At 67.5% G+C, this 21,733-nt stretch carries 20 protein-coding genes and 1 pseudogene; 19 read left to right on the top strand and 2 right to left on the bottom strand.

Translation table 11 applies throughout. The annotated features are described in order from the left end of the window. Nucleotides 1–510: 510 nt before the first annotated feature. A complete protein-coding gene (locus M2271_RS06010) occupies nucleotides 511–1,086 on the top strand; it encodes a biotin transporter BioY (protein WP_280886045.1) in 576 nt (191 codons plus the stop codon). A 212-nt stretch (nucleotides 1,087–1,298) separates the two neighbouring features. Here the strand turns inward: M2271_RS06010 and M2271_RS06005 are convergent, their stop codons facing one another. Next, on the bottom strand, nucleotides 1,299–2,738 hold the full coding sequence (locus M2271_RS06005) for an amino acid permease (RefSeq protein WP_280886044.1): 1,440 nt from the start codon (nucleotides 2,736–2,738) through the stop codon (nucleotides 1,299–1,301). Nucleotides 2,739–2,952: 214 nt separating this feature from the next. Between M2271_RS06005 and M2271_RS06000 the strand changes: the two genes are divergently transcribed. From M2271_RS06000 to M2271_RS05950, 11 genes are all read left to right on the top strand, one after another. Next, a complete protein-coding gene (locus M2271_RS06000) occupies nucleotides 2,953–3,438 on the top strand; it encodes a ribose-5-phosphate isomerase (protein WP_280886043.1) in 486 nt (161 codons plus the stop codon). 336 nt (nucleotides 3,439–3,774) lie between these two features. Then, nucleotides 3,775–4,584, top strand: a complete 810-nt coding sequence (locus M2271_RS05995) for a DNA-formamidopyrimidine glycosylase family protein (protein ID WP_280886042.1) — start codon at nucleotides 3,775–3,777, stop codon at nucleotides 4,582–4,584. Between the two features lie 632 nt (nucleotides 4,585–5,216). Then, nucleotides 5,217–6,440, top strand: a complete 1,224-nt coding sequence (locus tag M2271_RS05990; protein ID WP_280886041.1) for a PP2C family protein-serine/threonine phosphatase — start codon at nucleotides 5,217–5,219, stop codon at nucleotides 6,438–6,440. 149 nt (nucleotides 6,441–6,589) lie between these two features. Next, on the top strand, nucleotides 6,590–6,916 hold the full coding sequence (locus M2271_RS05985; RefSeq protein WP_280886040.1) for a hypothetical protein: 327 nt from the start codon (nucleotides 6,590–6,592) through the stop codon (nucleotides 6,914–6,916). 54 nt (nucleotides 6,917–6,970) lie between these two features. Further along, a complete protein-coding gene (locus M2271_RS05980) occupies nucleotides 6,971–7,285 on the top strand; it encodes a pore-forming ESAT-6 family protein (RefSeq protein ID WP_280886039.1) in 315 nt (104 codons plus the stop codon). A gap of 142 nt (nucleotides 7,286–7,427) precedes the next feature. Then, nucleotides 7,428–7,817, top strand: a complete 390-nt coding sequence (locus M2271_RS05975; RefSeq protein WP_280886038.1) for a DUF6507 family protein — start codon at nucleotides 7,428–7,430, stop codon at nucleotides 7,815–7,817. Then, a complete protein-coding gene (locus M2271_RS05970; protein WP_280886037.1) occupies nucleotides 7,814–10,279 on the top strand; it encodes a hypothetical protein in 2,466 nt (821 codons plus the stop codon). The genes M2271_RS05975 and M2271_RS05970 overlap by 4 nt, the downstream gene beginning before the upstream one ends. Nucleotides 10,280–10,367: 88 nt before the next feature. Next, complete coding sequence (locus M2271_RS05965; RefSeq protein ID WP_280886036.1) at nucleotides 10,368–10,892, top strand: pentapeptide repeat-containing protein; 525 nt, start codon at nucleotides 10,368–10,370, stop codon at nucleotides 10,890–10,892. 89 nt (nucleotides 10,893–10,981) lie between these two features. Next, nucleotides 10,982–11,875: a helix-turn-helix transcriptional regulator gene (locus M2271_RS05960; protein ID WP_280886233.1), complete on the top strand. Its 894-nt coding sequence runs from the start codon at nucleotides 10,982–10,984 to the stop codon at nucleotides 11,873–11,875. 299 nt (nucleotides 11,876–12,174) lie between these two features. Next, nucleotides 12,175–12,369, top strand: coding sequence for a DUF397 domain-containing protein (locus M2271_RS05955; protein WP_280886035.1), 195 nt, complete (start codon nucleotides 12,175–12,177; stop codon nucleotides 12,367–12,369). Nucleotides 12,370–12,779: 410 nt separating this feature from the next. Beyond that, on the top strand, nucleotides 12,780–14,264 hold the full coding sequence (locus M2271_RS05950) for an FG-GAP-like repeat-containing protein (RefSeq protein ID WP_280886034.1): 1,485 nt from the start codon (nucleotides 12,780–12,782) through the stop codon (nucleotides 14,262–14,264). A gap of 74 nt (nucleotides 14,265–14,338) precedes the next feature. Here M2271_RS05950 and M2271_RS05945 read toward each other — a convergent pair. After that, nucleotides 14,339–15,007 (bottom strand): annotated as a pseudogene (locus M2271_RS05945) (class I SAM-dependent methyltransferase); the annotation flags it as partial. A 486-nt stretch (nucleotides 15,008–15,493) separates the two neighbouring features. Between M2271_RS05945 and M2271_RS05940 the strand changes: the two are divergent. From M2271_RS05940 to M2271_RS05910, 7 genes are all read left to right on the top strand, one after another. Further along, nucleotides 15,494–15,820, top strand: a complete 327-nt coding sequence (locus tag M2271_RS05940; protein WP_280886033.1) for a hypothetical protein — start codon at nucleotides 15,494–15,496, stop codon at nucleotides 15,818–15,820. A 123-nt stretch (nucleotides 15,821–15,943) separates the two neighbouring features. Continuing rightward, entirely contained in the window at nucleotides 15,944–16,258 is a 315-nt protein-coding gene (locus M2271_RS05935; protein WP_280886039.1) for a pore-forming ESAT-6 family protein, read from the top strand. Nucleotides 16,259–16,340: 82 nt separating this feature from the next. After that, entirely contained in the window at nucleotides 16,341–16,730 is a 390-nt protein-coding gene (locus M2271_RS05930) for a DUF6507 family protein (RefSeq protein WP_280886032.1), read from the top strand. Continuing rightward, nucleotides 16,727–19,546 (top strand): ADP-ribosyltransferase, encoded by a 2,820-nt coding sequence (locus tag M2271_RS05925; protein ID WP_280886031.1) that lies wholly within the window; start codon nucleotides 16,727–16,729, stop codon nucleotides 19,544–19,546. Before M2271_RS05930 ends, M2271_RS05925 begins: the two co-directional genes overlap by 4 nt. Nucleotides 19,547–19,595: 49 nt before the next feature. Then, on the top strand, nucleotides 19,596–19,997 hold the full coding sequence (locus M2271_RS05920) for a hypothetical protein (RefSeq protein ID WP_280886030.1): 402 nt from the start codon (nucleotides 19,596–19,598) through the stop codon (nucleotides 19,995–19,997). A gap of 3 nt (nucleotides 19,998–20,000) precedes the next feature. Further along, entirely contained in the window at nucleotides 20,001–20,438 is a 438-nt protein-coding gene (locus tag M2271_RS05915) for a hypothetical protein (RefSeq protein ID WP_280886029.1), read from the top strand. Between the two features lie 55 nt (nucleotides 20,439–20,493). After that, entirely contained in the window at nucleotides 20,494–21,726 is a 1,233-nt protein-coding gene (locus tag M2271_RS05910) for a DUF6508 domain-containing protein (RefSeq protein WP_280886028.1), read from the top strand. Nucleotides 21,727–21,733 lie beyond the last annotated feature (7 nt).

Raw genomic sequence — 21,733 nt, 5'->3', positions numbered from 1 at the left:
GTGCCCACGCGTCGCAGGTCGACATAGCGACGCGACGAGAAGTTCCGAGCCTGGGCAAGCATGCGCACGAAGCTAGCAAAAGCCCCCACCGCTGCCCAGACGGCGACCGACGGGCGAGACGGCACATGTCCACGCGGCCGGCCTCCACGCGGCCGGCGAAAGCCCCCACCGCTGCCCGGACGGTGACCGACGGGCGTGAGGGCACATGTCCACGCTGTCGACGAAAGCCCCGTCACACCCCACCGCCGCCCGGACGGCAGACGGCACTTGCTCTCCACGCAGCCGGACGCGTTGGCGGAACCCTACAGAGGTCCAGGGCGCCCTGGGCGTCGCCCGCACCACTCCACCTCAGTGACCGGCATCACGTCGAACCGGGTGTAACTCCCACTCTTTGTGCAGAGCCCACCAAGCCCCCGCTCCACCCTTTGTCGAGCGCTCACGGTGAACGGCGCGAGGCGCCTGGGATAGCGTCACCGTGTCCCCCGCCGTTCACACCCTCGCGGAGTCCCCATGAGCACCGCCGTCGCCCCCGCCCGCACCGGCCAGGTCCTCGCCGACCTGCTCCCCGCCTCCCGCGTCCGGGACATCGCCCTCGTGGCCGGCGGCGCCGTACTCACCGGCCTCGCCGCCCAGATCGCGGTGCCCGTGCCCGGTTCCCCGGTCCCGGTGACCGGCCAGACCTTCGCCGCGCTGCTCGTCTCCACCGGCCTCGGCGCCCGCCGCGGGGTGTCCGCGCTCGTCCTGTACGCGCTGGCCGGTCTCGCCGGAGTGCCGTGGTTCGCCAACGGCACCTCCGGTGTCTCCGTCGCCTTCGGCTACATCCTCGGCATGATCCTCGCGTCCGTCGCCGTGGGCGCCCTGGCCCGCCGCGGCGCCGACCGTTCGGTGCCGCGCATGGCGGGCACCATGCTGGTGGGCGAGGCGATCATCTACGCCGTCGGTGTTCCGTACCTCGCCTACGCCGCCGGCCTCTCGGCCTCCGCGGCGATCGCGGCCGGCCTCACCCCGTTCCTGATCGGCGACGCCCTGAAGGCCGCCCTGGCGATGGGCGTCCTGCCCACCGCCTGGAAGCTGCTCAAGCGCTGACTCCGGAGTTCCGGAGTTCCGGAGTTCCCGAGTTCCCGCGGCAGAGGCTCGCCGGGTCGTCGTACTGCGACGTCAACCCGGCGAGCCTCTGCCGCGTTTCCCGGTGTCCCGGCGTCTCTCGGCGCCAGGCCGGTCCTGTGAGACGCCGAAGGGGCTGTACGGCACACGTGCGTGCGGTACAGCCCCTTCGGCGTCGGGCGCCTGCGGCGCGCTCAGCCCTTCCTGGGCGTACGACCGCTCTGGACGCGCTCCTTCACGAAGGCGATGACGAGCACGATCGCCGCAACCAGCAGGGACAACAGCACGGTCTCCCGGCCGTCGTGCTCGGTGTCGGTGAGCATGTAGCCCAGGACGAACACGATCAGCGCGGCCGTCGCCCAGGTCAGGTACGGGTACAGCCACATCCTCACGACCAGCTTCTCCGGCGCCTCGGCCTGAATGATCTTCCGCATGCGCAGCTGCGAGAAGCAGATCGCCAGCCACACGAACAGTGCGACCGCACCGGAGGAGTTGACGAGGAAGAGGAAGATCCTGTCCGGGGACAGGTAGTTGAAGAAAACGGCGACGAAGCCGAACACGACCGACGCGAGGATCGCCGCCATCGGCACACCCCGGCCGTTGACCCGCGCGAACGCCTTCGGGGCGTCCCCCCGCCCACCGAGCGAGAAGGCCATCCGGGAGGCCGTGTACAGGCCGGAGTTGAGGCAGGAGAGCACCGAGGTCAGCACGATGAAGTTCATGATCTGACCGGCGTGCGCGATGCCGAGGGAGTCCAGGGCGGCGACGTAGGAGCCCTGTTCGGCGATCGACTTGTCGTTCCACGGCAGCAGAGTCACGACGACGAAGATCGAGCCGAGGTAGAAGATGCCGATACGCCAGATGATGCTGTTGGTGGATTTTGTCACAGCCCGCTGCGGGTCCTCCGACTCACCGGCGGCGAGGGTGGCGATCTCGCTGCCCATGAAGGAGAAGACGACCAGCAGTACACCGGTGAGGACGGCGCCGGGCCCGTTGGGCAGGAACCCGCCGTGGTCGGTGAGGTTGCCCAGTCCGGCCTTGTCGCTGTCGACGCCCGGCAGCACGCCGAACACGGCCAGCCCGCCCACGATGATGAACGCACCGATCGCGACGACCTTGATCCCGGCGAACCAGAACTCGAACTCGCCGTAGGAGCCGACGGAGACGAGGTTGGTGGCGGTCAGCACCACCATCACGATCAGCGCCCACCCCCACTGCGGTACGGCGGGCACCCACCCTTCCAGGATCTTGGCCCCGGCGGTCGCCTCGACGGCGAGCACGACGACCCAGAAGAACCAGTACAGCCAGCCGATGGAGAACCCGGCCCAGCGCCCCAGCGCCCGGTCGGCGTGCGCCGAGAAGGAACCCGAGGTCGGGTTGGCGGCGGACATCTCACCGAGCATCCGCATCACCAGCACGACGAGCGTGCCGACCAGGGCGTATGACAGAAGGATGCCGGGGCCCGCGGTGGCGATACCGGAGCTGGAGCCGACGAAGAGTCCGGCCCCGATGACACCACCGATGGCGATCATCGAGAGATGACGGTTCTTGAGGCCTGCCTGGAGGCCACCGCCGGGTTCACCGGGGGCTCCTGGGGCGTGACCGGCCTGGGGGAGGGTCGGCTGCGACGTCATGGGCGGATTTCCTTTGCGCCGGTTGAACTGGCCCCGTACGAGCGGTGTACGAGGGCGAACGAGTCGGTCCAGTGAATCGGAGGCAAAGGGTTAGGTGAACCTTTGAATCCGGATCGTTACTTGAGCTTTTCCTGAGCTTTCGTAGCATTGCCTGGAGTTTTCGCGCCGAACCCCCGAGGCTGCTGCCCCGAAACGTTCGTGTCACACTCGTCCCATGCGCGTGTATCTCGGCTCCGACCATGCGGGCTTCGAATTCAAGAACCACCTCGTCGACTGGCTCAAGGCGGCCGGCCACGACCCCGTGGACTGCGGTCCGCACATCTACGACGCCCAGGACGACTACCCCCCGTTCTGCCTCCGCGCCGCGGAGCGTACGGCGGCCGACCCCGACGCCCTCGGCATCGTGATCGGCGGCTCCGGCAACGGCGAGCAGATCGCGGCGAACAAGGTGAAGGGCGTGCGCGCGGCGCTCGCCTGGAGCGAGGAGACGGCGTCGCTGGGCCGCCAGCACAACGACGCGAACGTCGTGGCGGTGGGCGCGCGCATGCACACGCAGGAGGAGGCGACGAAGTTCGTCGAGACCTTCCTCAACACCCCGTTCTCCGGTGACGAGCGGCACAGCCGCCGCATCGAGATGCTGGCCGCCTACGAGACGACGGGCGACCTGCCGCCGATCCCGGCGCACCATCCGCAGCATTGACATCCTCGCCTGCGTGAACGCAGGCGATTCCGGTCAGCACCGCTACGCGGTGCTCCCTTGGGTTCCTGCTTCATCGGCCCCTGCCACCCGAGGGTGGTCTGACAAGGTCTCCACAGGCTTGACGTCCCGCCAGTCCGGCGGTAGGTCCGCCAACTACGTTGTCGGACAAGGCGAATTTAGCAGTGCCGCTGCGGCCCTCCGGGCCGCTGGGCTCAGGATGCCCTACACCTCCACCCTGAAGGGTGGGGGCAAGTGTTCGGTAGCGGGTCCGGGGCGGCAGCCTCCAGAGCGGGGGCCGGGCTGAGCCCCGGGGGCGACGCGAAGGAAGGGAACGCCGTGCCGGAAGGGCACACCATCCACCGGCTGGCCAAGGACTACTCCGCCGCGTTCGTCGGCACGGCACCGCGGGTGACCAGCCCCCAGGGCAAGTTCACCGACGCCGCCGCCCTCCTCACCGGCACGGAACTCACCACCACCGAAGCCCACGGCAAGCACCTCTTCCTCGGCTTCCGCGACAGCGACTGGGTGCACATCCACCTCGGCCTCTTCGGCAAGGTCACCTTCGGCGCCGCGCCCGCGCCCGCGCCCACGGACACGGTCCGTCTCCGCGTCGCGAACAACACGTCGTACGTCGATCTCCGCGGCCCCACGACCTGCGCCCTGATCACCCCCGCCGAGAAGCAGGCCGTACACGACCGCCTCGGCCCCGACCCCCTCCGCGACGACGCCGACCCGAGCGCCGCCTACCAGCGGATCTCCCGCAGTCGTACGACGATCGCCGCTCTGCTGATGGACCAGAAGATCGTCGCCGGGGTCGGCAACGTCTACCGTGCCGAGGTCCTCTTCCGGCACCACGTCGACCCGTACCGCGCCGGCCAGGACCTGGCCCCGGCCGAGTGGGACGCGATCTGGAAGGACCTCGTCGAGCTCATGCACGAGGGCGTCCGCACCAACCGCATCGACACCGTCCGCCCGGAACACACCCCGGAGGCGATGGGCCGCCCGCCACGCGTCGACGACCACGGTGGCGAGGTCTACGTCTACCGCAGGGCCCACCTGCCCTGTCACATCTGTGGCGGCGAGATCCGCACCGCCGACCTCGCCGCCCGCAACCTCTTCTGGTGCCCGACCTGTCAGAAACCCTGAGAACCCCAGGAACCCTCCGACGGTCGCAAGCCGGGCCCGAACCGGTCCCCATCCACTACGCCGGGCCCGAACCGGTCTGGATCCACCACGCCCGGCCCGAACCGGTCTGGATCCTGGAGCCACTACGCCCGGCCCGGCCCAGTCCGGTCCCACCACGCCCGGCTCTAGAAACCGTGCGGCAGCCACGGCGACACCGGCGACCCGAACCCCACCGCCGCCTCCGCCAACGCCCCCTGCCGCAGCTCCCGCACCCGTCCGGCTGCCGCCAACGAGGCCAGTCGTCCTGCCGCAGAACGCGTACGTCAGGAGCCATGGCCGGCACTCGCCATCAGCACCAAGCGAACACGGCAGCCGGCGCGGCAGCCGACACGACAGTCAGCACCGCAATCAGCACCACAACCAGCACGAAAACCGGTCCCGCGGCCGGTCTCGCATCCCGCCCCACAGCCCGCCCCGCAGTCAGTCACCATGGACCATGCCTATCAAGGCATCGCGGGGCGGGCCAGGGAATTTCCACGTGATGGCAGCGCGGCGGCCTTCTGTGAAGTTCACTGTGAAGTTCAGCCTCGGACGGGGGACAAGTGGGACCTCCCGTGCCAAGCGGCTGGTCCGATGGATAGGGTCCCGAACTAATGGCAGCAGGACGAGGGCGGCGCGCGGAAGCCGAGACGTTCACGGCCCGGTTGAAGATGCAGTGGCACCGGGCCCGCGTCGGCATGCGCAGAAGCGCCGTGGACTACTTCCGCGGCGACGGCTCGGACTGGGTCGCGCTGGCCGGCCTGCTCATCACGGTGCCCCTGATCGCGGCCACCACGCTCATGAACTCGGTGTGGTGCTCACCGGCCGCCCTGGTCCTGCCGATCGTCGCGGGCGGGCTGCTCCTGCGCCCGGCGAGCCTGCTCGGCCTGTACGCGGCGGCGGCGACCGCGTTGATCGTGGAGTCGGTGCAGCTCGGCCCGTACACGGAGGGCCCCTCCCGGGTCACTCCGGGCGTGGTCCTGGTGGTCGCCGCCTGCGGGTTCTTCGGTCTCCTGATCGCCCAGTTCCGCAGCCGGGTCGGCGTGCCGTGGCGGCGCGGCGGCACCATGCTCTTCGACCTGCGCGAACGCATCCGCGTCCAGAGCAAGCTCCCTCCACTCCCGCAGGGCTGGCACCGCGAGATGGCGCTGCGCCCGGCCGGCGGCCAGTCGTTCTCCGGGGACTTCGTTGTCGCGGCCCGGACGAACGGTGACCGCACCCTGGAGGTCGTCCTGACGGACGTGTCCGGCAAGGGCATGGACGCGGGATCGCGGGCGCTGCTGCTGTCGGGCGCCTTCGGCGGCCTGCTGGGCTCGCTCCCTCCGCACGCCTTCCTCCCCGCCGCGAACGGCTATCTGCTCCGCCAGGACTGGGACGAGGGCTTCGCGACGTCGATCCACCTGGTCCTGGACCTCGACTCCGGCGACTACGAGCTGTACTCCGCCGGCCACCCGCCGGGGCTCCAGCTCAGCGCGGGCAGCGGCCGCTGGGAGGAGAAAGCGGCCGAGGGCCCGCTGTTGGGTGTGTACGACGGCGCGCAGTTCGACCCCGTGAAGGGCTCCCTCCGCCCCGGTGACGTACTGATGCTGTTCACGGACGGACTGGTGGAGACGTCCGACCGCGACATAGTCGAGGGCATAGACCGCCTCACCGGCGAGGCCGACCGCTATGTCGCCGGCGGCTTCCACGGAGCCGCCTGGCACCTGATCGAGGCAGTGGCGAAGGACGTCAACGACGACCGGGCGCTGCTGCTGATCTGTCGCGAGGGACCGACGGCGGCCTTCGTGCAGCCCGCACCGCCCGTACCACCCATACCGCCCACAACGTCCGCCTATTAACCGTTTGCTCGCATACGCCCTCGTGTCGTGGTCTTGTGTTTGTGCTGCCTCTGTAACTACCGCCGATTGTTGATTGCATGGGCGATCGGGGAGTTGGTAGAGATGTAATGGACACGACCTGATGGTAAGGATCCAACGGGGGAGGCGTGATGAAGTTCGACATGGGTGCGCAGACGCTGTCGCAGCTGCAGCGTGATTCGCGGGGGTCGAGTGATGATCTCGGCTCGCTGATCCGGCAGTTGGTGCAGGCGGCGACGCCGCTGGAGGGCAAGTTCAACGGTTCGGGTCGGGCGATGTTCGACCAGTTCAAGGGTCGGGCGGACCAGATCACCTCCGACCTGAACTCGTCGCTGGCGGCGATCCTGGGCGGTCAGTCCGGGATGGACTCGGCGTTCAGCTCGGGTGACCAGGAGCAGGGCGACAACGCGAAGCAGCAGATGGGTGCCGCCAACTTCGACGGGGCTCGTTTCCGCTGAGCTTGGCCTTCGTTCTGTGTGGGCTTTCTTCCAGACTTCGGGGAGTGGTGTGTGATGGCGGGTTCGGGTTCTGATCGTCGGTCGTACGACATCAACGCGTCGGCGGATGCGCAGTCGAACATCCAGGTGGTGATCGGTCGTCTGGAAGAGGTGATCGCGAACCGTGACCGTCAGGTGAAGACGGCGATGGCGGACTTCACGGCGGATGGCGTGGCGGACGAGTACCACGGCAAGGAACAGCGGTGGACGAACGCCTCGAACGAGGTGAAGAGCATCATCGGTCTGCTGAAGTCGACGCTGGAGAAGAACGACGGTACGGCGCAGTCGACGATCCAGCGGGCGAAGGCCGCGGTCAACAACATCGGCTGACGGACGGGTCCGAGTTCGGGTTCGGCTTCGGGGCCGAGCCCGGGTTCGGGGCCGAGTCCGAGTCCGAGCCCGGGTCCGAGTCCGAGCCCGGGTTCGAGTTCGCGTTCGCGTTCACGGCAGTTCAGGAAAACGGGGGTTTTCGGTGTCGGGCTGGGATTTGAAGCCGCAGGGTATTTCGCATGTCCTGAAGACGACCGGTGATACGGCGTCGGACCTGGAGAAGCACGCGAAGGCGTTCGGGAAGCATCTGACGTCGGCGGCGACCAGCGCCGGCACGATCACCGCCGAGGGCGGTGGGGGCGAGGGCGGGGAGAAGGCGGCGGGTGGTCTTGTCGCGCTGGCGTTGTCGCAGTATGCGGAGCGGGCGTCGAAGGATCTGCAGTACGTCGCGGCGCGGGCGGGGAAGTCGTTGCAGGGTGCGGTGGACGCGACGACCGCCTACCTGAACGGTGACCAGGAGATGGCGGCGGAGGCGCAGCGCAAGGCGTTGGCCGAGCCGAAGCTGGATATGCCGGGGGCGGGCAAGCGGTGATCCAGCCAAGCCAGATTCCCCAGTTCACGGGGAACTTGACGCAGCTGGAGACGGACTTCGCGGACCTGAAGAAGGACGCGGGTGACGTCCGTAAGACCGGCGTGGATGTGCACTCCCAGTTCCAGGGCCTGTCGGCGTACTACACGGCTCCGGAGGCGGAGCAGTTGTTCGCGACGACGAAGCCGGTGCAGGAGCGGGCGGACGGTTTCGCCACGGACCTGGAGACGGTGTCGGGTGCGTTGTCGTCGTACGCGACGGAGGTCCGCCCCCTCGTCGACAAGCTGAAGCAGCTGAAGGCCGACGCCACGTCGTTCGTCTCCTCCGTCAAGGACGATGACGACTGGGAGTACGACGAGGACAAGGTCGACAAGCACAACCAGATCCGCGACGACATCACCGCGACGGTGGCGGCGTTCTGGGCGGCGGAACGCACCTGCCACAACAAGATCACGACGTTGTGGGGCGGCACGCAGATGGTCGCCGGGGACGGCTCGGACCGTAAGGACCAGTACGGGTTCAACGCGGACGATCTGAAGAACGCGAAGCTTCCCTGGGGTGACCCGGTGGAGGAGAAGCATCACTGGTACGAGGTCGGCCACTGGGTGAAGTCGTTCGTGTGGGACGGCCTGATCGTGGACGGTATCTGGGGGACGATCAAGGGCCTGGGCACGCTGGTCGGTTTCGGTGGCTGGGACGCGATGGGCCAGGCCTGGAAGGGCCTGGCGCAGTTGGCGACCGGTCTGGCTCTTGCCTCGATCCCGGGTGTCGGTACGGCGTTCTGGTTGGTGCCTGACGACAAGCTCCCGTCGTGGATCCGTGATTCGCGTACCGCGATGAAGGAGACGGGCAAGGCGCTGGTGGCGTGGGACGAGTGGGGCAAGAACCCGGGTCGTGCGGCCGGGGCGGTCACCTTCAACGTTCTGACGACGGTGTTCACGGGTGGTGCCGGAGCCGGTGTGTCGGGTGCCGGCAAGGCGGGCGCGGTGGCGAAGGTCCTGTCGGTGGCCGGGAAGGCGGGGAAGGTCATCGACCCGATGACCTACATCGCCAAGGGCGCGGGTGCGGGTCTGTCGAAGATCGGCGACATCGCGAAGGGGTTGAAGGGCGTCGGCGCGATCGACATCCCGACGCTGCCGGAGGGTGCGTTCACCCTGCCCGAGGGGGCGGTCAAGCTCCCCGACGGCACCCTGCACCTCCCCGAGGGCACGGCGATCCCGGAAGGCGCGACCAAGCTGCCCGACGGCACCATCCAACTCCCGCACGACACCCCGGTCCTCCCAGCCGGCACGACGAAACTGCCGAGCGTGGAGGGCTCCCCGGCCCACTACATGGACGGCGACGGCAACCTCCTCGACCACCACGGCAACGTCATCGACACCGTCGACAACGCCCCCACGGACGTGGTCGACAAGCCGACCTCGGGCAACCCGGCATCGGGCGCGGACGTGCCACGAGTCGACTCCCCGGTGAAGGAACCGGCACTGGTGGGCGCGGGCGCCCACACCGCCGACCAGGCAGGCCGACACGTCCGTCTGGGCAGCGACCTCGGCGCCGTGGGGCGGGTCGGGGAGGAGGTGCCTACCGCACCGGCGGTGCACGCGGGCGGCGACGTGCCCGCAGTCCATGCTGGAGGAGACCACCCCGTCGGCACAGCGGGCAACCATCTCCCCGGCGGCAGCGCGGGCGACCACCTCCCTGGCGGAACAGGTCACGAGCATGGCGCGGGCCCGTCTGCCGGTCACGAACCGCCGACCGGTCATGGTGGTGAACACGACGGCGGTCCCCATGAGCCGTCTGGCGGCAGCGGGCACGAAATCACGGGTGGCGACAACGAGCAGCCGACGATCGGTGGTCACGCCGATGAACCTGTAAATGGTGGCCACGACGGTCCGGCCACTGGTGGTGATGGGCCGAATGGACCCGATGCCGGAACGGGAGCGGACCGCCCCCGCGAGAACGATCCGTTGCCCGAAATGTCGCCGGAGGAACGCGCGGCGCACTGGCAACATCTGGATGAGGTCGCACAGCGCAGCCCAGAAGATTTCGACGCCTTGCAACGTGACCCGGACAAGAATGGCGGAATATCAGAACCTTCGAAAGACGAGGGGCGTGTGGGCCTAGACCTTCGGGAGCAGCAGCGGCTACCAGATGACATCCAACGGCCCACTGAGGCGGACCGCGGTGAGTTCTACTCGCCGAGCACTGGCCGGTACTATGACATCAAGGGAGTGCACTCGGACTGGCCGCCGTTCAACAATGTCCGCGACAAGTCGAAGCCGTTCCGTGGTGCGTATGATCCAGCGAACAATGGGCGATGGGTCAACAAACTTCATGAACAAATAGTCGCGAAGGGACGGATTGTTATTCTGGATATTAGAAACGCGAATCAGGCAGCGATCGACGACGTGACGTCCATTGTGGAAAAGAATGGCTGGGGAGACGATGTCATCTGGTACCCGTAAGGGGTGGGCTCCCGTAGGGCTGCCGCAGAACGAGAGCGCCGCTCAGCGGTTGCGGGAGTGGCTTGAAGGAGAAGGTGGGCTTGACGCCGTGGGGCTTGATTTCAGCGGTGCGGACCTTTCGTACGGTGACTTCTCTGAGTCATGGTTCACCGACGCGAAGCTCATAAACGCGACGCTCGTCCAAGTTGAGCTGTATCGTTCGGATGCGCAGGGAGCGGACCTCACCGGAGCTGATCTCACAGGTGCTTCGCTCGTGCGGGTCAATCTGGATGATGCCATTCTGCGAAATGCCAATCTGGATGCTGCGAACTTGGTAAAGGCCTCTCTTTGTGACGTCGACGCTTCAGGTGCGAGTTGTCGCGGTACGCGCTTCATGGGGTCGTCGCTGTTGCATGTTGATTTTCGTTCAGCTGATCTCCGTGACTCTGTTGTCGATGAGAATTCGTTCCAAGTTACGCTGGATGAGAATACAAAGATCGAAGCGATGACCGGATCCGTTTTTGGTCCTGCGGTCGTTGTCGATAAGGCAGGATCTCGAGAGCTGTCTGGCGGCGAGCTTGAGGAGTGGATGCGCAGCAAGGGTGGCAACGTACGCGTCATCGGCGTCAAGTAGCCGCCAGTGCCTCGCCAGGACATGGCGGAGAGTTTGACCTCCTGCCTAAAGCCGAGTTCCTGCCCGTCGACTTCTCGGGCGGCATCATTCTGCGTCTGGCGGTCGAACTGCGCAGGCTCCGGGACGTGGCCGGCCTCAGTGCGCGCGAGGCGGCAGGGCTGCTCGGCGTGAACTCCGTCCAGATCAGTCAGATCGAGTCCGGCATCACAGGAGTGAGCGAGCAGCGGCTTCGCCGCCTTGCGGCCCACTACGCGTGTACGGACGAGGCGTTGGTCGATGCCTTGGCAGCGATGGCCACCGACCGGACGCGCGGCTGGTGGGAGGAGTACCGAGGCCTTCTGCCTACCTCGTTCCTGGACCTGTCCGAGCTGGAGCACCACGCCGCTTACCGGTGGGATGTGGACTTCCTGCACGTCCCGGGGCTTCTGCAGACGGAGGACTACAGCCGGGCCCTCTTCTCGCGCAGGGTTCCCGAACTTCCTGAGGATGAGCTTGAGTTGCGCGTCCGCCATCGAATGCAGCGGCGGGTCATCCTTGAGAAGCCCCACCCGGTGACGTACGAGGCGCTGGTCCATGAGGCAGCGTTGCGGATCAGGGTCGGCGGCAAGGTCACCTCACGCGCTCAGCTTGCCCGCGTCCTGGAGCTCTCCGAAGCTGAGCATGTCGCCGTACGTGTCATCCCCTTCGACCTCGACGACTTCGCCGACATCACAGCCGCCATGGTGTACGCCGGCTGCGCCGTCCCCAGGCTGGACACCGTGGTCCGCGACGGCCCGCACGGCACACTCTTCATCGACTCCGAAGCCCAACTCGGCGTATACCGAACACTTTTCCGTAGAGTGGAGGCGATGTCACTCGACCCCGATCGGTCACAAGACTTCATCCACAGGGTCTCCAACTGTGCGGCGATTGGCTTGGGGAAGCTGCGGCAAGTTGATTCCGGCTCGGGCGTAACCCGATGGACTGACTCTCGTTCTACCTGACATACACGCCGCGTGCTTGAAGTGCGCGCGGTCCCCGCCACTGGCATCGTGTTTCATCTGCGGTGACCGGTTCAGCGTCCGGCGGGGCAGCGATCCCCGGGTGTGCCTGACTCGAAAGAGCCGGACACAGTCCAGACGCTGGCACCGCGTCACCGCCAGTGATGCCGCACACGGGCTCTACCCAAGGATCGGCCCGGAACCCTCCGCGCTCGTCACCGCTTCCACCTCTCGAGGCCACGCGATGACCCAGGATCCTTAAGAGTTCCAGAGACGCTGGCCAAGGAACTGTGAGGCTCCCGGTGACCACCCCCGAGAACTGGCGGAAGTCGTCCTACTCCGGCAGCGGCGACGGCAACGCCTGCGTAGAGATCGCAAACGATTTCACCCGAGTAGCGATACGAGACTCCAAGGACCCCGCCTACGCCGCCCTCCTCTTCCCGACCCGGGCCTTCGTCGCATTCATCGAGGCTCTCAAGCCCGACTCCGCCGTGTGATCGCCATGGCAGCGTAGGCCGGGAGACCTCCAGCTTCTCCAGCGCATGCCGTTCCATGGTCACCCCCGTCGGGATCCTGCGGTACAGCAGTCAGGTACCGCAACCCCGGCAATCGTCCGCGCCCGGTAGCGTCCCTCCGGAGCCTCGTAGCGGCCGCATGGCCGTCACCGGCCGATCCGGCTGGAGCTGCGGATCAGAAGGTTGCAGGTTCAAATTTTGCCGAGTCCCCCCAGATCAGCAGGCTTGAGAGCTATCGAGACGGCGGTGCAGGTGCAGCCCTGAGATGGGAGGGATGCGCGCACAACCATGAGGGCCTCTGGTGTGTCCAGTAGGTCGACTGAGCTTCACGTGCTGTCGCTTCAGTCGTACCGCGTTCCTTGCAGTCCCCGTCCTTCCGTCAAGGAGTTCCGTTGCGCAGAGCAGCCACGGCCGCCGCCGTGCTCGCCCCCCTTCTCGCCGTTGCCCTCACCCCGACGACGGCTGCCGCCACCAGCCCTTACAAGGGGGCCAACACCGCGGCTGTCCAGGACGACTTCAACGGTGACGGCTACCGGGATCTGGCTATCGGTGCGCCCTACGCCGCCAATGGCAGCCTGGAGGAAGCTGGCGCGGTCGTCATCTTGTACGGGTCGGCCTCATCAGTGAGCACCACGCGCCGGACGGTCATCACACAGGCGACCTCCGGCATCCCTGGCGTCCCGGAGGAGTGGGACGCCTTCGGCACGACGGTCACCAGCGCCGACTTGGATCGGGACGGGTACGCGGATCTGATCGTCGGCACCCCGAGGGAGCAGGTCGGCGACAAGGATTCCCGGGGCTCTGCGACCGTCGTATGGGGTGGGCCCCGCGGGCTCTCGGGCGGCGCGGCCATCTCTCCGCCAGCCGGATATGGGGACGGCCGCACTTACTGCGGCTTCGGGAACTCCCTGGCCACAGGCGACATGAACGGGGACGGCGCCCCGGAGGTGACCATCGGCTCGCGATGCGAGGGCGCCTCCTACAGCGGTCCCTTCGCCCGTACAGGCAAGGCAGCCTCCAACTATCTGGATGAGCGCCTTAGCGGTACCCGTGGGGTGGTGATGGGCGACGTGAACGGTGACGGCAGAGCGGAGCGCTTCTGGCTGCCTGGTCCCTCGGACGACGACCTCCGCGGATCTGTGTACCTCGACAACGGTCCCCCGACTGACGACTATTTCGCCAATTGGCCCACCGAACTTCCCCACGCCGACGGCCACGCCGGCCAAATCGGTGACATCAACGGTGACGGCTACGGCGACCTCGTCACTGGTATCGCGGATGACGACTCCGTTATGAACGCGACCGGCGCGGCGCACCGCGGTGGCGAAATTCAGGTCCTCTACGGCAGCGCGCAGGGCATCACCGTCGACCAGCGGCCGCAGGTCTTCCACCAGGACACGGCGGGAGTCCCGGGAGCCGCTGAGGACGGCGACCAGTTCGGACAGTCACTCAGCGTCGGCGACGTCAACGCCGACGGGTACGCCGACGTCCTCGTCGGCTCTCCCAGTGAGGCGGTCGGCAAGCTCAAAATGGCGGGCACCTCCGTTTTGCTGCGCGGCTCCGCCTCCGGCCTGACCACAACCAAGGCAGTCGGATACACCCAGAACACGGCCGGCGTGCCCGGCGCAGCGGAGACCGGCGACCAGTTCGGCGCGACCGTCCATCTCGCCGACCTCAATAGGGACGGCAAGGCGGAGACAGTCGTCGGCGTACCCACGGAGAACAGCGACGGCTGCCTGTGGACCGCCCGCGGCTCGGCCTCCGGTCCGGTTCTGAGCGGTTCGGTCAACCTGTGCGGCAAGAGCGCGGGAATCACCGTCAGAAGCAGCAAGGGATACTTCGGAGCTGCGCTGGCGAGCCCTCACGTCTCCAACTAGTGCTGTGACCTGCGACGTTCACCGGTTTGCCAGAGAGGAATGGAGAGCCAGGAAGGGCGGAACCGATGTCTGGACTACTGCGCTGAGGGAGCGCGGTGTGCGGTGAGCACGGGCTGGTAGTACCCGCTGGAGGCCGGACTGTGCCAGGTGATGTTGGTGAAGCCGGCTTCAGCCACGAACTCTGTCAGCTGCGGGGGCGTCAGCGCCCAGTAGGTGCTCCGGCGGCATCGGACATGCCAGGTGTTCTCCGCGGGGGTGAGCTGGAAGTGCTCCAGGTCGTAGCGCTCGCCGTCTTCGTGCCAGTGCCACAGCTGGAAGGTGATCACTTGGCCGTCGCGTGTCTCCGAGACCTGGGGAGGTGTCGCCGTGGGTCTGGTCTGGCGCGTCTCGTCGTAGGCCCGGACAGTGATCACCAACAGTCCGTCGTCTCGGAGTACCCGTCTCATGCCGAGGAGTGCCGCCCGGAGATCTTGCCCGGAGAGCAGGTGAGTGAGCGAGTTGTCCGCGCACAGGACGACGTCGAATGACGTTTCTTTGAAAGGCAGTTGGCGCATGTCGGCCGCAGCGGCCGGAAGCCGGCTGCCCCGGGCCGCCGCCTCGGCGGCGGCGCGCGCGGCGGCAACCGGGCTCAGGTCGCTGCCGATGACCTGGTGCCCGGCCAGGGCCAGGCCGATGGCCTGGGTACCGATCCCGCACGAGCAGTCCAGGACGCTGTGCGGCCTCGCGCCGAGAGATTGGCGCAGGAGCCCGCCCGGTACCTCGGCAAATCCCGCACGGAGGGCTCGGGCATGTATCCCACCGTAGTGCGTGGCCGCCGGGGAGGACGGGCAGTTCAGGCAGCTGCTGCCTGACTTCGGCCGCCCCAGCGGATGCTCTTCGAGCGGACCTCTAGGCGCTGGCTGCTCTGACGGCCGACCATGGCCCGCACGGCGTGCTGCGTCGGAACGACTTGCGCGTGCGGGCCACCCGCACCCTCCACGTCGCCGGCCGCCCCCGCACCGCATCGAGGGAGTGAGTGAGCGGAGGTGGTCGATGGTGACATGGCGCGGCCGAGGGGTGACTTCGCTCACCTCTCCGGTTAACGGGACCCCTGCCGAGTTGTGGAGCTTGTGCAGGTGCTGGGGGCCCTGATTGCGCAGGCGGCTGTCGGCTTGATACAGATGGCTGGAAGTAACTTCTGCGGTGGGCCGGGAAGTGGTCGCCGCAGCAGACGGTACGGGGGAGGCGTAATGAAGTTCGACATGGGTGCGCAGACGCTGTCGCAGCTGCAGCGTGATTCGCGGGGGTCGAGTGATGATCTCGGCTCGCTGATCCGGCAGTTGGTGCAGGCGGCGACGCCGCTGGAGGGCAAGTTCAACGGTTCGGGTCGGGCGATGTTCGACCAGTTCAAGGGTCGGGCGGACCGGATCACCTCCGACCTGAACTCGTCGCTGGCGGCGATCCTGGGCGGTCAGTCCGGGATGGACTCGGCGTTCAGCTCGGGTGACCAGGAGCAGGGCGACAACGCGAAGCAGCAGATGGGTGCCGCCAACTTCGACGGGGCTCGTTTCCGCTGAGTCGCGTGCGTGGCCGGGGCGTTCCGGGCTGTTGAGGCTTCGCTCCCGGTTTGCCGGTTTCCTTCCTTCCTTCTGTCTGTCTGGTTGTTTCCTTTTGTGTGGCTTCTCGGGGAGTGGTGTGTGATGGCGGGTTCGGGTTCTGATCGTCGGTCGTACGACATCAACGCGTCGGCGGATGCGCAGTCGAACATCCAGGTGGTGATCGGTCGTCTGGAAGAGGTGATCGCGAACCGTGACCGTCAGGTGAAGACGGCGATGGCGGACTTCACGGCGGATGGCGTGGCGGACGAGTACCACGGCAAGGAACAGCGGTGGACGAACGCCTCGAACGAGGTGAAGAGCATCATCGGTCTGCTGAAGTCGACGCTGGAGAAGAACGACGGTACGGCGCAGTCGACGATCCAGCGGGCGAAGGCCGCGGTCAACAACATCGGCTGACGGACGGGTCCGAGGCCGGGTTCGCGTCCGGTTTCGGGTTCGGGTTCGCGTTCACGGAAGTTTAGGGAAACGGGGGTTTTCGGTGTCGGGCTGGGATTTGAAGCCGCAGGGTATTTCGCATGTCCTGAAGACGACCGGTGATACGGCGTCGGATCTGGAGAAGTACGCGAAGGCGTTCGGGAAGCACCTGACGTCGGCGGCGACCAGCGCGGGCACGATCACTGCCGAGGGTGGTGGTGGCGAGGGCGGGGAGAAGGCGGCGGGTGGTCTCGTCGCGCTGGCGTTGTCGCAGTATGCGGAGCGGGCGTCGAAGGATCTGCAGTACGTGGCGGCGCGGGCGGGGAAGTCGTTGCAGGGTGCGGTGGACGCGACGACCGCCTACCTGAACGGTGACCAGGAGATGGCGGCGGAGGCGCAGCGCAAGGCGTTGGCCGAGCCGAAGCTGGATATGCCGGGGGTGGGCAAGTCGTGATTCAGCCGGAGAAGATTCCTCAGTTCACGGGCAGCTTGCCGCAGCTGGAGACGGATTACGCGGACCTGAAGAAGGACGCGACGCATGTCCGGAGTACGGGCGGTGACGTCCACTCCCAGTTCCAGGGGTTGTCGGCGTACTACACCGCCCCGGAGGCGGAGCAACTCTTCGCGACGACCAAGCCGGTCAAGGAGCGGGCGGATGACTTCGCCACCGATCTCGAGACCGTCTCGGGTGCGTTGTCGTCGTATGCCACCGAGGTTCAGCCTCTTGTCACGAAGTTGAAGGAGCTGAAGACCAAGGCGACCACGTTCGTCTCGTCGGTGAAGGACGATGACGACTGGGAGTACGACGAGGACAAGGTCGACGAGCACAACCAGATCCGCGACGACATCACGGCGACGGTGGCGGCGTTCTGGGCGGCGGAGCGGACCTGCCACAACAAGATCACCGCGTTGTGGGGCGGCACGCAGATGGTCGCGGGGGACGGCTCGGACCGTAAGGACCAGTACGGGTTCAACGCGGACGATCTGAAGAACGCGAAGCTTCCCTGGGGTGACCCGGTGGAGGAGAAGCATCACTGGTACGAGGTCGGCCACTGGGTGAAGTCGTTCGTGTGGGACGGCCTGATCGTGGACGGTATCTGGGGGACGATCAAGGGTCTGGGCACGCTGGTCGGTTTCGGTGGCTGGGACGCGATGGGTCAGGCGTGGAAGGGGCTGGCGCAGTTGGCGACCGGTCTGGCTCTCGCGTCGATTCCGGGTGTCGGTACGGCGTTCTGGTTGGTGCCTGACGACAAGCTCCCGTCCTGGATCCGTGATTCGCGTACCGCGATGAAGGAGACGGGTAAGGCGCTGGTGGCGTGGGACGAGTGGGGCAAGAACCCCGGTCGTGCCGCTGGTGCGGTCACCTTCAACGTCCTGACGACCGTGTTCACGGGTGGTGCCGGAGCCGGTGTGTCGGGTGCGGGCAAGGCCGGTGCGGTGGCGAAGGTGCTGTCGGTTGCGGGCAAGGCCGGGAAGGTCATCGACCCGATGACCTACATCGCCAAGGGCGCGGGTGCGGGTCTGTCGAAGATCGGCGACATCGCGAAGGGGCTGAAGGGCGTCGGCAACATCGACATCCCCACCCTTCCGGACGGAGCCGTCACTCTGCCCGACGGACGCCTGATGGACCCGAACGGCAACCTCATCTCGCCCAACGGCTCCATCGACACGACGCCGGTGCACTACGAGGCCAACACCCCGACGGTCCCCCACGGGACGACGCCGACCCTTCCGGCCCACTGGACGACCCAGGGCGCCCCCACCTCGTCGTACGCCGCGAGCCACGCGGGCGCCGACGGGGCCGCACACACGGTCGACAACGCCGGCCACTACAACGCGCCTCCCGGCGCCGGCCACTACAACGCACCCGCGCACACTCCGGTCACGGCCGCAGGTCACACGCCGGGTGGTGCCTTCGACTCGACACCGTCGTCGGGCGCGTACGACCATGCGCCGTCGCCGAGTTCGTACGGACATGCGCCGTCTGGGTCCCCGTACGGGCATGCGCCGTCGGGTTCCCCATACGATCACGTACAGTCGCCGTCCGCGTATGACCAGGCGCCGGTCACGAACCCGTACGCGCAGACGCCGTCGGGCTCCCCGTACGGGCATGCGCCGTCGGGGTCCCCGTTCGACCACGCGCCGTCGCCGTCCGCGTATGACCAGGTGCCCTCGCCGTCGGCGTACGACCAGACGCCGACCACCACGCCGCATGACACTCCGACGTCGCCGCCGCACACGGGCGGTCACGACGTTCCCGGCGGTATCGGACACCCGGGTCCCGCGACTCCGTGGTACCACCAGGGCGCGGCAGCCCCCGCACACGAGATCCCGACCACCACGCCGCACGCCGGTGGCCATGACGTCCCCGGCACGGGTGGCCACGGCACCCCGGACACGCCCCACGGCACCGGGCACGACCTCCCGGGAGGCGGTCACACCGACGACGCCTCGCACGGTGCGGGCCACGGTGACGACGCTGTCGGTCACACGGATGATGCCGCGCACGTCGGCGACCACGCGGACACCGGGGATGCCGCTGCCCACGGCACCGATACTCCTGCCGCTCCTGGGCACCAGGGCGCGGATGTTCCGGGGCATGGGGCCGGGGAGCCGTTCGAATACAAGCCGCACATGTCGGCGGACGACTTCGACAGCCTGGCCACCGATGCGGAGAAGCACGCGGTGGCCCAGGCCGAGCTGGCGGACGGCACGAACCTCGGGCCCAGCGCCAGTAACGACGCGGGGAAGGCGTACGGCGACGCGAACTGGAACGACTTCCTCGACAACCTCGACCCCGAGGCTCATAACGCGCTGCACACGTACAGCGACCACTACTACACGCAGATCAACGACCCGCTTCGGGAAGGTGTGAAGCTGAGCGACGGCATGCAGCACGTCGTCGACAACATGGACCGGGTCATGGGCTCCCACCCCGTGCCCGAGAACGTCATGATCGTCCGAGGCACCGACGTCAGCTACCTCAAGCTGCGATCGCCACTCGAAATGGAAGGTAACTTCTTCGACGACCCCGGATACACCTCCACGTCGCTCGGCAAGGACCCGGCCTTCGCGTTCCAGCCCGTGCACCTGCACCTGCGGGTGCCCAAGGGCACACCTGCTCTCTGGATCGACCACATCTCCGCGAACAAGGGGGAGCGGGAGCTGCTGCTCGCTCGTGGTACGGGGTATAAGGTGACGCGCGTTTTCCAGGACGCGGCCGGGAAGTGGCAGGTCTACGGCGAGGTCATGCCGAAGCCGAAGCCGTAGCCGTAGCCGTGCCCCCGGACCGGGCAGACGACTCAAGGAACGTGGACTAATGAGCAGTGAGAACCCGAAACCCTCGCGCTTCGAAGAAGACGTGATGTTCAGGGAGCAGCCGGGCGGTCCGGCGCGCTATCAGGACTGGACCGAGAATCCGGTGCGGTACTTCACCGTCGTCGACAAGGAGAACGGCTCGGTCCTCGGGTACCTCTGGGCCGGTGGCGAGGACGCCGCTGCGTATGAACCGCGGCAGGCTGGTGGCCCCCGTGCGGCGAACGAAGGCGGCTTCTGGATCCGTCGGCTGCGCGATGCCAAGAAGCGGGGCCTTCAGCCGTCCCAGGCCCTCGCCGAGTTGTACGGCGCCCTGGAGACTGCCGGCAAGGGCCGCCCCCTTCCCGGCTCCCTCACCGACGCCGCAAACGCCGCCGCGGTCGAGGCTCTCGCCAAAGGTGACTAAGTGATGGGCGAACGACCATTCACCTCGCGCTTCGAGGAAGACTGGCAGTTCAAGCAGGTGGCGGGTCCGGCGAGGTACAGCCGTCATACCGATGGGCCGGTCACCCACGTCAGCGTTGCCGACCTGACCGGCACCGTCATCGGCTACGTGTGGGCGAACGACAAGGACGGTGCGGCCGGCTTCGTGGTGCCGCCGGGGCTTTCGCCCAACGCCGTCAACGCCGGTGCCTCATGGGTGCGGGCTCTGCGTGACGGCAAGGCTCGGGGGCTCGCCCCGACGGCACTGCTCGCGGAGCTCGTGCAAGGTGCGAATGACAGCGAGAGGAGCCATGTCGTTCCGGGCTCCCAAGCTGAGGCTCCGACGCTTGTCGCGCTCAGAGAAAGGGGCCCCGAACTCCGCCGCGGTCAGGGCCCTCGCCCAGCGCGACTGACATTCAGGTGAGCCCGCGCCTGAACCGAGTATCTGCGGAGGTAACGGCCCCCAAGGCCTGAGCGTCATGACCAACCCCGTGCACTACGTCACCGTCACCGCCCCCGACGGCGAAGTCGTCGGATACGCCTGGGGCGATGCCATCGAGGTCGAGTGGATGCATCGGAAGGCCAGCAGTCCCGGTGCCTACGAGGCGGGGCTGGAGTGGTACACGAAGGTCCGTGAGGCCCACGCACGGGGCCTCACCCCCCTCGGCGTCCTCAACCTCCTCAGCCGCGAACCCGGAGCCGGGGCCGTCACCGAGGCCCCCGGTGTCTCCGCGCTCGAGGATGTCTCCCGTGTCGTCACCCCGGCCGACGACCGACGCCTGCTCGCCCAGCTCGACCGTGACGACGCGCAGGCGTGGCAGGAACTCGCCGACGCCTTCGACGCGCTCACCGACGAGGACCGGGACGTGAAGTGGGGCGGGGGTCAGAAGTCGCCGAGCGGCGCCATCCACGTTGCGTTCCCTCTCTACAGCGAGCCGCTCAAGCGTGCTGTTCGCGCCCTGTGGGACGTCGGCGCCGTGAATCCCGAACACCGTTGGATGCACAGTCCGTTGCCCCAAGCTCCACCGGAAGGAGGGTTGCGGCCCGCCGACGCCGTACGCGCCGCCACCGCGGTCGTGAGCGCGGAGCGGAAGAGCGACGGGGAGATCGCCCAGGCCGTGGAGAACGGGCTCCTGGACGCCATAGCCACCTCGCTCCGTGCCTGGTACGCAGATCCGTCCGCCCACCATCCCGCGCCCGAAGCAGATCCGTCCGCCCACCATCCCGCGGTCGACGCCGATCCTCCCGCCGAGCAGCCCTCCGCCGACGTCAACCCTTCCCGTGCCGTCATCGCTCAGTTGGAAGCCCTCCACCCCGCCTCGCCCATGTGCAGGTTCTGCGGAGGTTCCCCCGCGGCCGAGGTCACCTTCCGCGCCCACCGCGGCCTCGTCATTTTCATGGGGTTCAAGAGGATGGACGGGCCGATGTGCTTCACCTGCGGGCTGGCCGTGTACCGGACGCTGACGACGCACACGCTCTGCGTGGGCTGGTGGAGTCCCTTCTCCTTGTTCGTCTTCGCCCCGTTGACGCTGGTCCGGAACCTTCTCGCCGTGCGCAGGGTGAGGCAGCTCCCGGCCCCGGGGCCGGGGATGCTCGGCCCGCGCTACGACCCGGGCGTGCCCATCCGCCGGCGGCCGCGCGCGTACGTCGCGCTCGTTCCCGTGCTGTGGGTGGTCTTCATGATCGTGACGGGATTGACGGGAGGGGTGTGAAAAGCCG

The organism is Streptomyces sp. LBL, from assembly GCF_029893585.1.
Lineage (GTDB): Bacteria > Actinomycetota > Actinomycetes > Streptomycetales > Streptomycetaceae > Streptomyces.
The sequence above is the reverse complement of the archived record's forward strand: the minus strand, read 5'-3'. Positions and strand labels throughout refer to the sequence as shown.